The sequence below is a fragment of the Actinomycetospora termitidis genome, assembly GCF_030286555.1.
Classification (GTDB): domain Bacteria; phylum Actinomycetota; class Actinomycetes; order Mycobacteriales; family Pseudonocardiaceae; genus Actinomycetospora; species Actinomycetospora termitidis.
Genome location: NZ_JASVWF010000011.1, coordinates 41,069 through 56,102 on the forward strand (window position 1 = coordinate 41,069; position 15,034 = coordinate 56,102).

The following is a 15,034-nucleotide window of genomic DNA, read 5'->3' on the forward strand; positions in this document are numbered from 1 at the left end:
GCCGAGAGTTGGGTCGCCCGGTGAGCTCGGCCGCTGGGGCAGCCCGAGAAGCCGACGCCGCGTTGGAGCAGGGGTTGCTCGAGGTCCTCCTCAGCGATCACGGTGCGGCCGGGCCCTACGAGGCGTATCGGTGGCTGCGGGAGCGGGCGCCGCGGTTGCGGACCGGGTCCGGGCTGGTCGTCCTCTCCGGTTACGAGGACTGCGCGGCGGCGTTGCGGGATCGTGCGCTGGGCAAGGCCGACGAGTCGCTGGGCTTCGCCCTCGCGGCCGTGCCCGAGCAGCTGCAGCGCCGGGCGCTGCGGCGCTTCCGGCGCACCATGCTGTTCCGCAATCCCCCCGATCACGGACGTCTGCGCCGCCTCGTGGCGCAGGTATTCACCCCCCGCCACGTCGAGGAGCTCCGCCCGTCGGTCGTCGCGCGCATCGACGAGCTGCTCGACGGCTGGGCGGGTCGCGACGAGGTCGATGCGGTCGCCGACCTCGCGTTGCCGCTGCCGGTGGGCGTGATCGGCGATCTGCTGGGCGTGCCGGGATCGGACCTGGTGGCGACCGCACCGCGGGTGCGCGCTCTGGTGGCACCGCTGGAGCCCAGCGCCGACGTCGATGCCGTCCGCGAGGCCGCCGAGGCCGAGGACGAGCTGGCGGCCTACTTCGCCGACCTGCTCGAGGTGAAACGACGACGCCCGGATGACGACCTGCTCAGCCGGCTCGCGACCGCTCACGGCGACGACCGCCTCGACGACGACGAGATGGTCGGTACGGCGATCCTGCTCTTCGCCGCCGGTTTCGAGACGACCACCAACCTGGTGGGCAACGGCTTGGCCGCGCTGCTCGCGGCACCCGAGCAACGTCACCGCCTCGCCGGAGACCCCGGTCTGGTCGCGACCGCGGTCGATGAGCTGCTGCGATTCGACGCCCCGGTGCAGACCGACGGTCGCACCGCTCTCGCCGACACCCGTATCGGCGATCTGGACATCCCCGCCGGGCAGGTGGTGCTGCTCCTGCTCGGCGCCGCCAATCATGACCCTGCGGTCTTCACTCGACCGTCCGAGCTGGACGTGGGCCGGCGGGAGGCCCCACCGCTCTCGTTCGGGGGCGGCCTCCATTTCTGCCTGGGCGCCTCATTGGCCCGGCTGGAAGCCGCCGAGTTGTTCCCCCGGCTCCTGTCCCGCTTCCCCCACCTGACTCCCGCAGGGCCGCCGCGATGGCGACGCGCCCTGTCCTTCCGTGGACTCGACCAGCTTCCGCTGCGCCCAGGACGCGAAGATCCCGGCCGCGGATCGCTTGACTCGCCCGCGGCGGCGGTGGCGCGGTGACCGCGACGCTCACCCACTCCGTGTGGGACACCGAGGAACGCCGCGAGCTGCGGGCCCTGGTCCGCCGCTTCACCGAGCGGGAGATCGTCCCGTCGCTGCCGGAGTGGGAGGACGCCGGCGCGATGCCGCGGGAGCTGCACCGGCGGGCCGGGGAGCTGGGCCTGCTGGCGCTCGGCTTCCCGGAGGGCGCAGGCGGGGAGGGCGGGCACCTCGACTCGGCGATCGCCACCGAGGAGCTGATCCTCGCGGGCGGGTCGAGCGGGGTGGTCGCGGGCCTGTTCACCCACGGCATCGCCGCACCGCACATCGCGCTGCACGGCTCGCCGGAGCTGGTCGACCGCTTCGTGCGCCCGACCCTGCGCGGCGAGCTCATCGGCTCGCTCGGCATCACCGAGCCGGGCACCGGTTCGGACGTCGCCGCCGTCACCACCCGCGCCGTGCGCGACGGCGACGACTACGTGGTGACCGGAGCGAAGACCTTCATCACCTCCGGTACCCGCGCGGACTTCGTGACGACGGCGGTGCGCACCGGCGGCCCCGGCCATCGCGGGATCTCGCTGCTGGTCATCGAGACCGCCCGCCCCGGCGTGCACCGCACCGCGCTGCGCAAGATGGGCTGGCACTGCTCCGACACCGCCACGATCTCGCTCGACGAGGTCCGGGTCCCGGCGTCGAACCTCGTCGGGGCGGAGGGCAGCGGCTTCCGCCAGATCATGGAGCGGTTCGGGTCCGAGCGGCTCTCGCTCGCGGTCCAGGCGGCCGCCACCGCCCAGCGCTGCGTCGACCTGACGATCGCCTGGGCGCGGCAGCGCGAGACGTTCGGGGCGCCGCTGGCGACGCGGCAGGTCGTCCGGCACCGGATCGCTCAGATGGCGCGCCGGGCGACGGTCGCCCGGGTCTACGTGCGTGACGTGTTCCTGCGCTGGGAGGCCGGCGACGACGTCGTCACCGAGCTCGCGATGGCCAAGAACCAGGCCGTCGAGGCGTGCGACTGGGTGGTCGACCAGGCCGTCCAGCTCCACGGCGGTGCGGGCTACCTGCACGGGGTCGAGGTCGAGCGGCACTACCGCGACGCCCGCATCCTGGGCATCGGCGGCGGGACGAACGAGATCATGGACGAGGTCATCGCGTCGCGACTGGGGCTGGACGGCTGATGGTCACCTTCACCGAGGAGCACACCGCGTTCCGGAAGTCCGTCCGGGCGTTCGTCGAACGGGAGATCGACCCGTACGTCGACGCCTGGGAACGCGACGGCCGAATGCCCACCCACGAGCTGTTCGGCAAGCTCGGCGCGCTCGGCTGGCTGGGCCTCGAGTACGACGAGGCCTACGGCGGCCAGGGCGCCGACCACCGGTTCGCGGTGGTCCTCGCCGAGGAGATCGGGCGCTGCGACGCGGCCGGGGTCGGCATGGCGATCGCGGTGCAGACCGACATGGCGACGCCGTCGCTGCACCGCTTCGGCTCCGAGGACCTCAAGGCGCGCTACCTCGCGCCGGCGATCCGCGGCGAGATGGTCGCGGCGATCGCGGTGACCGAGCCCGACGCCGGGTCCGACGTCGCCGGCCTGCGCACCCGCGCCACCCGCGACGGGGACGACTGGGTCATCGACGGCGCCAAGCTCTACATCACCAACGGCGTCCAGGCCGACTGGCTGTGCCTGCTCGCCCGCACCTCCGACGAGGGCGGGGCGCGCGGGATGAGCCAGATCGTGGTGCCGACCGACACGCCGGGCCTGCGGGTCTCGCGGAAGCTCGACAAGCTCGGCAACCGCTGCTCGGACACCGCCGAGCTCGCCTTCGACGGCGTGCGGGTGCCGGTGGCGAACACGATCGGCACGATCGGTCGCGGCTTCCAGCAGCAGATGGCCCAGTTCCAGAACGAGCGGATGGTCGCCTGCTACGGACGGGTCGGGGCGTGCGAGCGCGCCCTGGACCGCACGCGCGACTACCTGAAGCAGCGCCGCGCCTTCGGCGGCACACTGATGGACAACCAGTACCTCGCCTACCAGCTCGCCGAGCTCTACGCGCGCGTCGACCTGTGCCGGCACTACAACTACGCCTGCGCCGAGGCCTACGAGCGGGGCGAGGACACCTCCCGGTTCGCGACGATCGCCAAGCTCGCGATCGGGCGGCTCTGCGAGGACGTCGCGCGCACCTGCCTGCAGTACCACGGCGGGATCGGCTACATGGAGGAGACGTGGACCGCCCGCTTCCTCCGTGACATGCGGATCACCTCCATCGGCGGCGGCGCCGACGAGGTGATGCTGCGCGTCATCGCCACGATGCACGGGATGTAGGGCGCTCACGGGGCTGCCCGGCCTCGCACCCGAGCCAGACTCGCGCAAGCAGAAATGGACACGCCTAGCATCTGCGTCTTGACGTTGACCCCGTTCACGTCCAGTATTCTTGTTCGACAGTCGTACTCTCGACCGAGGTTCGCGCGACGAGGGAGTCAGCGATGACCGAACACGTCACCCGCTCAGCCAGCGGCAATCCCGACCGTGCCTACGACGACGTGGACATCTCCTCCCGAGCGTTCTGGTCGACCTCGGCCGACGTGCGGGAGAAGACGTTCGCGCTGCTGCGCGAGCGGGGCACGGTCACCTGGCACCCGCCGTTCCAGGAGCAGCTGCTCGAGGACGAGCAGGACTTCGGGTTCTGGGCAGTCACCCGCTACGACGATCTCGTGGAGGTGACCAAGCGGCACCAGGACTTCCTGTCCGGGCCGGGCATTCTCATGGAGAACCTGCCGGCCGAGTTCGTCGAAGCCGGCCAGTCGATCATCGGGATGGACCCGCCCCGGCACACCAAGCTGCGTCGCCTGGTGGCGGCCGCCTTCACTCCCAAGCAGATGCGCCGGATCAACGACCGCATCCAGGCCAATGCGGTGAAGGTCGTCGACAACCTGATCGAGGCGTTGGAGCGCGACGGCGGCCGGACCGATTTCGTCGCCGAGTGCGCCGAGCTCCTGCCGATGCACAACATCAACGACATCATGGGTGTGCCCGACGGGCAGCGGCAGGAAGCCGCCCACCACATGAAGGTCGGGACCAGCTGGAACGACCCCGAGCTCGTCGGCGAGACCCGCGAAGAGGTCTTCACCGCGCTGTTCCAGGCGATGGCCTACATGCACACCCTGGCCGCGGAGCTGACCGGCCAGCGGCGGGAACACCCCACCGAGGACCTGATCACAGCCCTCGCGCAGGCCGAGATCGACGGGGAGCAGCTCACCGACCACGAGATCGGCGCGTTCTTCGTGCTGCTCACCATCGCCGGCAACGACACCACTCGGCAATCGACCAGCCACGGGTTGCTCGGGCTGACCGAGTTCCCCGAGCAGCGTTCGTGGTTGTTGGCCGACCTCGAGGGGCGGATGCCCGACGCGGTCGAGGAGATGGTGCGCTGGGCGACGCCGATCATGACCTTCCGGCGCACTGCGGCCCGCGACTGCGAGCTGGCCGGCCAGCAGATCACCGCGGGCGACAAGGTGGTCATGTTCTACAGCTCGGCCAACCGGGACGAGACCCGGATCGAGCGCCCCCACGAGTTCGATCTCTCCCGCCACCCGAACCCGCACATCAGCTTCGGCGGCGGCGGCATCCACCACTGCCTGGGCAACCAGCTCGCGCGGTTCCAGCTCAAGGCGCTGTTCACCGAGCTGCTCACCCGCGTGCCCGACCTCGTCGTCGGGGAGCCCGAACTGACCCCGGGCAACTTCTTCAACGTCGTCAAGCGCCTGCCCTGCTGGCGCCAGGGCTGATCGTCTCCCGATCCCCCCTTTTCGAGAGAGGGCCACCTCCCTGGAGGGAGGGGATGTCTCGAGGGGGAGAGGGGAGGAGGCGGTCCCGTGCCCCTCTCCCGTTCGGGCGATGGGACCGCTCTTCCCACCATGCTTTCCGAGTTCCGACGGTTCGACCGAGGGGTTCTGTCGTTATGGGTGTTTTCGCTGACGAAGCCGAGGTCTACGAGTACCTGGGCGGCATCTTCGAGGTCGCGACGAAGAAGGACGGGTTGGCCGACAAGCTGGCCGCGTCCGGTGTCGTGCTGCGGGTGTATTACACCGATCCGGAGGCCGTGGTGACCGTGGACATGGAGTCGCGGTCGGTGGAGACCGGGTCCGCGTCCACGGCGACCCCGACGGTGGAGCTGCACATGACCGCGGACACCGGCAACCGCTTCTGGCTGGGCAAGGTCAACCTGGCGATGGCGATGGCGAAGGGCACCGTGCGGGCCAAGGGACCGGTCCCGAAGCTGCTCAAGCTCATCCCGACCGCCAAGGAGCTGTTTCCCGAGTATCGCGCGATGGTCGCCGAACGCGGCCGCCACGACCTTCTCGAAGCCTGACACCCAAGACGCAGAGGGGAACCCGTGAAGACCAAGGCCGCAGTGCTCTGGGAGCTCGGAGGCAAGTGGGAGGTCGAAGAGGTCGATCTCGACCCTCCCGGCGCCGGGGAGGTGCTGGTGAAACTCGCCGCCAGCGGCTTGTGCCACTCCGATGAGCACCTCGTCACCGGCGACCTGCCGTTCCCGCTGCCGGTCGTCGGCGGCCACGAGGGTGCGGGCACGGTCGTCGAGGTCGGCAGCGGGGTCCTCGACATCGAGCCCGGCGACTCGGTCGTCCTCACCTTCCTGCCCTCGTGCGGACGGTGCTCCTACTGCGTGCGAGGCAAGACCAACCTCTGCGACCTCGGGGCCGCGCTGATGATGGGACCCCAACTCGACGGGACCCACCGATTCCACGCCCGCGGTGAGGACCTGGGCCAGATGTGCCTGCTCGGGACGTTCTCCGAGTACACCGTGGTCCCCACCGCGTCGGTGGTGAAGGTCGACCAGGGCACCGCCCTGGACAAAGCCGCCGTCGTCGGATGCGGTATCCCCACCGGCTACGGCAGCGCCGTGCGCACCGCGGAGGTTCGGGCCGGAGACACCGTGGTGGTGCTGGGCGCCGGCGGGATCGGCATGAACGCCGTCCAGGGCGCCCGCATCGCCGGGGCCCGCTACGTCGTCGCGGTCGACCCGGTGCCCTACAAGCGGGACCGCGCCATGGAGTTCGGCGCCACCCACGTCGCCGAGTCGGCCGACGCCGCCTGGGAGGTCGTCAGCAGACTGACCCGGGGGCAGCTCGCCGAGGCCTGCATCATCGCCACCGACGTCGCCGAAGGCTCCTACATCGCGCCGGCCCTGGCGCTGGTCGGGAAGGGCGGGCGGGTCGTCGTCACCGCCATCGGCCACCCGGAGGAGGAGACCATGACCGGGTCCCTGCTCGAGCTGACCCTCTACGAGAAGCAAATCCGCGGCGCCCTCTACGGGTCGTCCAACGCCCAGCACGACGTCCCGCGACTGCTGGAGCTCTACAACACCGGCCTGCTCAAACTCGACGAACTCATCACCCAGGAATACACCCTCGAAGACATCAATCAGGGCTACGAGGACATGCGAGAAGGCCGAAACATCCGCGGCCTCATCCGGTACTAAGCCAGGAACCGGCGAGAGAAGGACACGATGCTCGAAGTTCGGGTCGACTACAACCGCTGCACCGGGCACGGACTCTGCGAGCTGGAGGCCGAGGACGTCTTCGAAGTCGGCAGCGACGGCGTGGTGCACGTCCAGACCGACCACCCCGGCGAGGAGCACCGCGAGCAGATCAAGTCGGCCGCGGCGGTGTGTCCCACCGCCGCGCTGACTCTGCTGGGATGACCGAACCGCGAACCACGAGCACACCTCGACGGAGGCCGGGCATGGCGCGCTCAGCGACCGAGACCGATCCCGACCACGGATCGCCGCCGGCGGCGGGGGCCCGGGAGTTGACCCCGCACAGCGACCAATGCCTGGGCTGCGGCCCCGGCAACCCGGCCGGGATCGCCATGCGCGTCTTCCGTGAGGACGACGCCGTCTACTGCGACGTCGCCTTCGCCGACCGGCACGTCGGCGCACCCGGGCTCGCGCACGGCGGGGCGGTCGCGACCGCCTGCGACGACCTGTTCGGGTTCCTGCTCTACGTGGTCGGCGAGCCGGCCGTCACCGGCTCCCTGCAGGTCGACTACCACTCCCCCGCCGTCCTCGGCACCACCTACCGCATCCGGGCCCGACTCGAGCGCCGCGACGGCCGACGCCTGCACATGCACGCCACCGGCACCGACCCCAGCGACCGGCTCTGCTTCGAGGCCCGCGCCGTGTTCATCGTCGTCCCGCTCGCCCACTTCCAGCGCTACGGCTCCCCCGAGTCGATCACCCACGTCTTCGCCAACGCCTCGCCCGCACCGGCTGCGGACAGCAACGAACCCGACCCCGTGAAAGGTCAGCCCCCTCCATGACGACGACGGACGCGCACAGCTGGATCGGGGTCGAGGGCTACCCGCACCGCATGGCCGGGCACTGCGGCTCCGGGGCGCTGCGCGACCTGCTCGAGTGGGCCGGTCTTTCCTGGAGCGGCGAACCACTCAGCGAAGGCACCGTCTTCGGGCTCGGCGGCTCCCTGAGCTTCAGCTACCTGCGGGGACCAGGACTCGGCTCCCCGTTCTACCTCGTCGGCCGCGGCAGCGGGCTCACCGAGTCCCTGACTGCGCGCCTGGGCATCGCCGGGGCCGCCCAGGACACCGACGACCCCGACGAGGGCCGCGCCTGGCTGCATCGCGAACTCGACGCCGGCCGACCCCTGCTGTGCTGGGCGGACATGAGCGAGCTGCCCTACCTGCGGGTCCGCATGCAGATGAGCCGCCACGACATCGTCGTCACCGGCTACGAACCCGACGGCCACCAGGTCCGCGTGATCGACAACGACCGCGCCGAACCGCAGATCATCCCCGCCGCGGCCCTGGCTGCCGCCCGCAGCTCCACCGGCTTCCCCACCCCGACCCGACACACCTGCTACCCGATGCGCTTCCCCGACTCCCTGCCCGACCAGCGCGTCGCGGCCGCGAGCGCCTGCGCGCACGCCGCACAGTCCATGACCACCCCCGCCGACGACGACACCGTCACGACCCCCGGCGCGCACGCCGCCGGCCACGGACTCGACGGCGTCGCCACCTTCCTCGCCGACCTCGAGGCCTGGCCCGACGTCCTCGCCCGCACCGCGGAGACATCCGAGCAGGACCTGCACACCGCCCTGATCACCCTCGCCGTGTTCATCGAGAAAGCCGGAACCGGCGGCGGCCTGTTCCGCCGCCTCCAAGCACAGTTCCTCGCCGAACTCACCGACCTCGACGAGCGCGCCCGCCCCGCCGCCACGATCTACGACGAGCTCGCCGGTAGCTGGTCAGCGCTCGCCGCCCGCGCCGGCGACAAGACCGCGCCCGCGACCACCCGCTGGCGCGACGTCCGAGACCGCGCCCGCCGCCTGCCAGAACTCGAGACCGACGGCGCACATCACCTCCGCGACCTCGCACAGGCCCTCACAGCCTGAGCACTCGCCGACCCACGCGGGGCCGGGGAACCGACCAGCCACCGCAGAGCCGAGGTCACCGACCACGTTGGCCGGCCACCGGCCCGCAAACCTAGAGTCGCCTCCCCGGAAGCGGCGGCCCGAGCCCCGTGGCGGACCAGGCACGGGCAGGCCCCACGAGGACCCCGACGTCGATCGGGCGGCCGCCGGCTGGTTCCCGACTGATCCCGTCGTCGCCCGAGGCTGGCTCGTCGTGCGGCACGAGTCCGGAGGAGTCGCGCGGCCCGTCCCACTCCACGGACACGGTCCTTCTACATGTCCAGTCTTGACGGCAGCCCGGCCGCGAAGCATTCTGATGGCAGCCGCCTGCAGATGGCCCCGGGGCACGTCGAGTGCAGCCGCGCCCCCGTTCGACCCCCCCTCAAATTCGTCGTACGAGACACCGCAGCAGGAGCCCACATGACCACGCTCACCCAGCATGCACGGCGCGCCGTTCGCGAACGGATGTCCTCGGCGCTGCTCGCGCCGCTACCGTCCGCGATCGATCGCCGCCTGCTCGACCGGGTGCGTCAGGCACCGGGCACGCCCCTCGCCGCGCCGCCGCCAGATTCGGGCCTGTCACCCGTTCCCGGCGATCAGGGCCTCCCGGGGCTCGGCCGCACGCTGGAGTACATCCGCTTCGGCTCCGCGTTCACCCGCGCGCGATTCGAGCGGTACGGCCCGGTCTCCTGGTCGGGTTTCCTGGGGGAGCAGGTCGTCCAGGTCGCCGGACCTGAGGCGACGCACACCGTGCTCACCAACGCCGACAAGGCCTTCTCGCAGGAGGGCTGGCGTTTCCTGATCGACAACTTCTTCCACCGCGGACTGATGCTCCTGGACTTCGACGAGCACCGCTTCCACCGCCGGGTGATGCAGGAAGCGTTCACCGCTGAACGCCTGAGGGGCTACACCGACGAGACCGTCGCCTGCGTGCGGGAGACGGTGCCGACGTGGCGGCAGGACGCGCCCATTCGGCTCTACCCGGCGCTCAAGAGCCTCACGCTCGACGTCGCCACCCGGGTGTTCATGAACGAGCGTCCCGGGCACGAGGCCGAGGAAGTCAACAAGGCCTTCGTGGACTGCGTTCGAGCTGCGAGCAGCATCGTGAAATGGGATGTCCCGGGCACGCGGTGGCACGCGGGCCTGCGCGGTCGCCGCGTCCTCGAACAGTATTTCCGGGCGAACGTCGCTGCCAAACGAGCCAGCGGCGGGGCGGACCTGTTCTCGGCGCTGTGCCAGGCCCGGACACCGGACGGTGAGACGTTCTCCGACGACGACGTCGTCAACCACATGATCTTCCTCATGATGGCCGCCCACGACACGTCCACCATCACGAGCTCCGCCGTCGCCTATCTGCTCGGCGCGAACCCGCAGTGGCAGGAACGGGCGCGCGCCGAGTCACTCGCCCTCGGAGACACCCCGCCCGACCGCGCAGCCCTGGAATCACTGGACACGCTCAATCGCGTGATCAAGGAATCCCTGCGACTGGTCGCGCCGGTGCCGGTGGTGATGCGCCGCACCGTGGCCGACACCGCCGTCTGCGGACGCTACATACCGGCCGGGCAACTGATCATGGTGGCCGGAGCGGTCAACCACTTCGATCCGTCGTGCTGGAGCGAACCCGACACGTTCGACCCCGACCGCTTCGCGGAGCCCCGACGCGAGGACAAGACCCACCGCGACGCGTGGCTGCCCTTCGGCGGCGGCGTGCACAAGTGCATCGGCATGATCTTCGGGAGCCTCGAGGTGACCGCGATCATGCACGAGATGCTGCGCGCCCACCGGTGGAGCGTCGACCCCACATACCGCCCACGCTGGGACAACACCTCCCTCCCGGTCCCCGCCGACGGGCTGCCCCTGCGCCTGCGCCCACTGCACTGATCACCCCAATCGCCGCCGGCAACGACCCCTGGAGCAGCTACGTGACCCGCTCACCGTGGATGGACACCGACCTGGACGACTTCCGCGCCATGGCGCGGACGTTCTGCGAGAAGGAACTGGCCCCTCACCAGGAGCGCTGGGCCGCCCAGAAACAGGTCGACCGCGACCTGTGGACCCGCGCCGGCGAAGTCGGCCTGCTCTGCCTCTCGATTCCAGAGGAGTACGGCGGCGGAGGCGGAACCTTCGCCCACGAGGCGGTCCTTCTCGAGGAGCAGACCGCCGCCGGCGACAGCTGCTGGGGAGTCGCCCTGCACAACGCGATCGTCGCGCACTACGTGCTCGCCTACGGCACCGAGAGCCAGAAACGCTCCTGGTTGCCGAAGCTCGCCACCGGCGAATGGGTCGGCGCGATCGCCATGACCGAACCCGGCACGGGATCCGACCTGCAGAACATCACCACCCGGGCGCGCCGCGACGGCGAGGACTACGTCGTCTCCGGCTCCAAGACCTTCATCACCAACGGAGCTCAGGCCGACTTCGTGCTCGTCGCAGCGAAGACCGACCCTGACGCCGGCGCCCAAGGCGTCTCCCTGGTCGCAGTGGAGACCGCGCGAACCGGATTCAGCCGGGGCCGGGTCCTCGAGAAGGTCGGAATGAAGGGCCAGGACACCGCCGAGCTGAACTTCGCCGACGTCCTTGTGCCCGCAGGGAACCTCCTCGGCGAAGCAGAAGGCCAAGGCTTCGTCCAGCTCATGCAGCAGCTGCCCCAAGAACGTCTCCTCATCGGCATCACCTCGGTGGCGGTCATGGAGAGGGCTCTCGCGGAGACTCTCGCCTACACCAAGGAGCGGACCGCGTTCGGACGGGCGGTGTTCAACTTCCAGAACACCCGATTCACCCTCGCCGAGGCCGCGACCGAGGCCCGCATCTGCCGAGTCTTCCTCGACGACTGCATCCTCAAGCACCTCGACGGACAACTCGACATCCCGACAGTGGCGATGCTCAAGTGGTGGACCAGCGACCGGGCCATGCACGTCGTCGACCAGTGCGTCCAGTTGTTCGGAGGCTACGGGTACATGGCCGAGTACCCCATCGCCCGCCTGTGGACGGACCAGCGGGTGCAGCGAATCTACGGCGGCACCAACGAGATCATGAAGGAGATCATCTCGCGCACCCTCTGAACAGGTACGGCCCGCGGTCGTGACCCAGCACGGGCTGCGTCAGGATGGGCGAGTGCATGCCCAGGGAACGGCGGGGACCTACGGAGGGCGCAGCGCCGAGGCGCGCCGGATCGAACGCCGACTGCGCCTGCTGGCCGCCGCTCGTGAGGTCTGGGGCACGGACGGCTGGGCCGCGGTCACGATGCGCGGCGTGTGCGGACGCGCCGGACTCGTCGACCGGTACTTCTACGAGAACTTCTCCGATCGTGACGCTCTCCTGGGCACAGTGTGGGACCAGGAGCGGGACGCACTGATCTCCCAAGTCCGCGCGGCGTTCGTCGTCAACGCCGGCCGCGATCTCGTCGGTGCGCTCCGCACCGTCATCGGCGCCGTGGTCGAGCACCTGCGCAGCGACCCGGTGTGCGCGCGCATCGTGCTCGGCGACCACGCCGGTAGCGCGGTGCTCGAGCCTCGGCGCCGGAAGATGCTGCGCACCGTCGCAGACCTCTTGGTCGACACCGCTGGCCCACATCTGCCGCCCACGACCGACCCGGCCCGGCTCCGCATGAGTACCTTGCTGGGCGTCGGAGGGTTCGCTGAGATCGTCGCGGCCTGGAACGCCGGCGAACTCGACGTCGACGCCTCGGACATCACAGAACACGCCACGATGGTCGCCGCGCTGCTCGTCGAGGGCCACCAACCACGAGGGTAGGCCGCCGCGCCTGCCCAATGTCGGAAGTTCCGAGCCCGGAGCCCTACGTAGAGACGCGGGTTGTCGCTCTACGAAGCTACGGTTGGGATCGAGGTCCCTCGCGACCGCGACTCGAGCTTCGACCCGGTCATCGTCGGCAAGCGTCAGCGGCGCCTGGACGGCATCGACGAGATCGTCCTGTCGCTGACCGCTCGGGGCCTGACCACCGGCGGAGTCAGCGCCCACTTCGAGGAGGTCTACGGGGCCAAGGTCTCCAAGGACACCATCTCCAGGATCACCGACAAGGTCCTCGAAGACCTCGCCGAGTGGGGAGAACCGGCCGCTGGATGCAGCCAATCGCTATGTCAGCCAGTGGGTGGGGTTGGTGGGGTCGAAGGTGCGGGCGGCGTCGATGTAGGAGTCCATGGAGGCGCGGGAGCGCCAGCGGCCGTGGCGTTGGACGTCGCGTTCGGGGACGCCGGCGGCGATGGCTTCGGTGGCGAACCCGCGGCGCAGGCTGTGTCCGCCCCACAGCTGCGCGTCGTCGAGGCCGGCGGCGTTGGCGCGGCGTTTGATGATCTCGGCGATCGAGTTGCGGTGCAGCCCGCCGGCGCGGGGGCGGCGGCCGTAGCGGTCGATCCCGCGCCAGGCGGGGCCTTCGAGGATGCCGTGGGAGCCGAGGAGGTCCCGCCAGCGGGTCCAGGCGGCACCGGCGTCGAGCAGCGTCGACTCGTCGCTCCCCTCCCCTACCGTCGCCTCGGGTGACGGGGCGGCGATGCCGAGCGTGGTGCCGGCGCCGTGCTGGTCGGTCTTGGAGCGGGCCAGGTGGACCGAGAGGCCCTGCTCGGAGGGGTGCAGGTCGGCCATCTGCAGGCGGGCGAGGTCGTCGGTGCGCAGCGCCGCCTTCCACCCGACCAGCAACAGGGCGTGGTCGCGGGCGTCCGCGAGCACCTCCTCCGGCTTCAGCAGGCGCAGCACCTCGACCAGCGGCTCCCGGCGGGCGGCGGCGCGACGACGGGTCGGGGCGACGCCGGGGTGGCGCCGGATCCCGGTGATGGTGCGGCGCACGGCTTCGGCCTGGACGGGGTTGTCAACCTGGGCGGTCTGGTGCACCACCGAGATCGCCGCCAGATACCCGGACAACGTCCCTGGTCGCAGGCCCTCCCGCTCACACACCTGCCCGGCCACCACCGAGCTCGACGGATCGGCCGGGGTGGCCGACCGCCAGATCGGGGCGAGGTCGGCCAGGAACCGGGCCACGGTCAGCGGATCCGCCGGCAGCGCCCGCTCCCCCGCTGCGGCGCACCAGGTCTCGAAGCGGCGCCACTGCCGCTCGTAGGCCGACCAAGTTTTCTCCGCCCGCGCCCCGCGCGCGTAGGACTCGGCGCGCGCGGTCAGCTCGTCGCGGAACCCGCGCAACGCAGCGGGCTCACTCCCGGGAACGGCGACGAGGGCTTCCTCATTCAGCTCCGCGGCGGTCATCGCGCCATGTTCTAACCGGCGGGCGAGCTGGCCCGGGAGGCGCGCCGCGCCAACCGTGCAGACATGCAGATTATGCACTGTAGGCCTTGAACAGGTCAGCCTAGAAGACGTAAAGCCTGACTAGACATGTAGAGCGGTACCCTCGTTCGCGTGGTCGCCGTCTACCCCTACGTCGGGAGCCGAGAGCGGGACGCGGCGCTGCGTCGGATCGCTGCTAGGCACCTGCGCTGCGAGGATTCTCGCTGGTCAGAGGCCGGGTGCGAGGGCGACGATCCGGCCCGCGACGTCCTGGACTACCTGCGTCGCCACCACACCCGGCTGCCCCGCGCGGTGTCCAGCGAGGACACCCGCGACGCCCTGGTGCTCAGTGCCTGGATCTACTGGGAGGAGCGCCGGCGGGAGCGGGATCTGCTGCGCCGCGCCCGCGGGTACGGGCACTCCCTGGGCGAGCTCGGAGCCTTCCTCGGGCTGAACACCCGCCAGGGCACCTACGACTACCTCGACCGGCTCGAGGCGCTCGTCGAGGCCCACAGCACCGACCAGGCACGCCAGCAGCGGGTGGCCGACGAGCGCGTGGAGCACCAGCGCGTTGCCGATGGGGTCGTGCGCGACCCTGATCTGATCGCCGGCCCGCTCGCGACGTCGACGTTGACTCCCCGCGACGACCTCTACCGACGCACCCGCGGGCGGCGGGCCTCCACCGCGGGCGCCGACCCCGACACGGTGCGGGCACGGCGACGCGACAGCAGGACACTTCCGGCGCGGGAGCGCTGGATCGCTGAGCACCACAGCGAGCTCGACGTCTTGGTCTCCGAGCTTCTGGGCCAGCTGCAGCGGCTCGGCATCGAGGCGCGCGAGCAGGAGTCCGACGACTTCGAGCTCGAGGACACCCTCGCGGTGCTGGACCGCCACCGAGACACCGGCGACTACTCCCCCGCCACCTTCGGCGCCATCGGGCTGGTGCTCGGCGAACTCCGCTTCCACCCCGCCCTTGGGCCGCTCGCCCGCAACCACGGCGTCCACCGAGCCATCGCCGCCGCCGACCGGCTCCGGGCACGCTTCGGCGCCTTGAGCTGACACGCCTC

Annotated in this window: 14 protein-coding genes and 1 pseudogene; 14 read left to right on the plus strand and 1 reads right to left on the minus strand. The window is 70.8% G+C overall.

Annotated features, from left to right (window positions below; genetic code table 11):
• Window positions 1-20 precede the first annotated feature (20 nt).
• The 13 genes and pseudogenes from QRT03_RS31065 to QRT03_RS31125 form a co-directional block, all read left to right on the plus strand.
• The gene (locus QRT03_RS31065) at window positions 21-1,316 is read left to right on the plus strand and encodes a cytochrome P450 (protein WP_286057055.1); all 1,296 of its coding nucleotides are present in this window, start codon (window positions 21-23) and stop codon (window positions 1,314-1,316) included.
• Window positions 1,313-2,470 carry an acyl-CoA dehydrogenase family protein gene (locus QRT03_RS31070; protein WP_230760742.1) on the plus strand — a complete coding sequence of 386 codons (1,158 nt, stop codon included), beginning with the start codon at window positions 1,313-1,315 and terminating at the stop codon, window positions 2,468-2,470. Before QRT03_RS31065 ends, QRT03_RS31070 begins: the two co-directional genes overlap by 4 nt.
• Complete coding sequence (locus QRT03_RS31075; RefSeq protein ID WP_230760744.1) at window positions 2,470-3,612, plus strand: acyl-CoA dehydrogenase family protein; 1,143 nt, start codon at window positions 2,470-2,472, stop codon at window positions 3,610-3,612. Before QRT03_RS31070 ends, QRT03_RS31075 begins: the two co-directional genes overlap by 1 nt.
• A 161-nt stretch (window positions 3,613-3,773) precedes the next feature.
• A complete protein-coding gene (locus tag QRT03_RS31080; protein ID WP_230760746.1) occupies window positions 3,774-5,075 on the plus strand; it encodes a cytochrome P450 in 1,302 nt (433 codons plus the stop codon).
• 173 nt (window positions 5,076-5,248) lie between these two features.
• Window positions 5,249-5,659 carry an SCP2 sterol-binding domain-containing protein gene (locus QRT03_RS31085; RefSeq protein WP_230760749.1) on the plus strand — a complete coding sequence of 137 codons (411 nt, stop codon included), beginning with the start codon at window positions 5,249-5,251 and terminating at the stop codon, window positions 5,657-5,659.
• 24 nt (window positions 5,660-5,683) lie between these two features.
• Window positions 5,684-6,790, plus strand: coding sequence for an NDMA-dependent alcohol dehydrogenase (locus tag QRT03_RS31090; protein WP_286057056.1), 1,107 nt, complete (start codon window positions 5,684-5,686; stop codon window positions 6,788-6,790).
• Between the two features lie 27 nt (window positions 6,791-6,817).
• Window positions 6,818-7,012, plus strand: coding sequence for a ferredoxin (locus tag QRT03_RS31095; RefSeq protein WP_230760752.1), 195 nt, complete (start codon window positions 6,818-6,820; stop codon window positions 7,010-7,012).
• Between the two features lie 41 nt (window positions 7,013-7,053).
• Window positions 7,054-7,629 carry a PaaI family thioesterase gene (locus QRT03_RS31100; RefSeq protein WP_230760754.1) on the plus strand — a complete coding sequence of 192 codons (576 nt, stop codon included), beginning with the start codon at window positions 7,054-7,056 and terminating at the stop codon, window positions 7,627-7,629.
• Window positions 7,626-8,717: a BtrH N-terminal domain-containing protein gene (locus QRT03_RS31105; RefSeq protein ID WP_286057057.1), complete on the plus strand. Its 1,092-nt coding sequence runs from the start codon at window positions 7,626-7,628 to the stop codon at window positions 8,715-8,717. The genes QRT03_RS31100 and QRT03_RS31105 overlap by 4 nt, the downstream gene beginning before the upstream one ends.
• 438 nt (window positions 8,718-9,155) lie before the next feature.
• Window positions 9,156-10,616 (plus strand): cytochrome P450, encoded by a 1,461-nt coding sequence (locus QRT03_RS31110; protein ID WP_286057112.1) that lies wholly within the window; start codon window positions 9,156-9,158, stop codon window positions 10,614-10,616.
• A 59-nt stretch (window positions 10,617-10,675) separates the two neighbouring features.
• On the plus strand, window positions 10,676-11,797 hold the full coding sequence (locus tag QRT03_RS31115; RefSeq protein ID WP_230760760.1) for an acyl-CoA dehydrogenase family protein: 1,122 nt from the start codon (window positions 10,676-10,678) through the stop codon (window positions 11,795-11,797).
• Between the two features lie 19 nt (window positions 11,798-11,816).
• The gene (locus QRT03_RS31120) at window positions 11,817-12,488 is read left to right on the plus strand and encodes a TetR/AcrR family transcriptional regulator (RefSeq protein ID WP_230760762.1); all 672 of its coding nucleotides are present in this window, start codon (window positions 11,817-11,819) and stop codon (window positions 12,486-12,488) included.
• Between the two features lie 81 nt (window positions 12,489-12,569).
• A pseudogene (locus tag QRT03_RS31125) lies at window positions 12,570-12,797 on the plus strand (transposase); the annotation flags it as partial.
• A 30-nt stretch (window positions 12,798-12,827) separates the two neighbouring features.
• On the opposite strand, the gene QRT03_RS31130 reads toward QRT03_RS31125, so the two are convergent.
• Window positions 12,828-13,949, minus strand: a complete 1,122-nt coding sequence (locus QRT03_RS31130; protein WP_286057058.1) for a tyrosine-type recombinase/integrase — start codon at window positions 13,947-13,949, stop codon at window positions 12,828-12,830.
• Window positions 13,950-14,099: 150 nt separating this feature from the next.
• On the opposite strand from QRT03_RS31130, the gene QRT03_RS31135 reads away from it, so the two are divergent.
• Window positions 14,100-15,026: a hypothetical protein gene (locus tag QRT03_RS31135; protein WP_286057059.1), complete on the plus strand. Its 927-nt coding sequence runs from the start codon at window positions 14,100-14,102 to the stop codon at window positions 15,024-15,026.
• The last annotated feature ends 8 nt before the right edge of the window (window positions 15,027-15,034 follow it).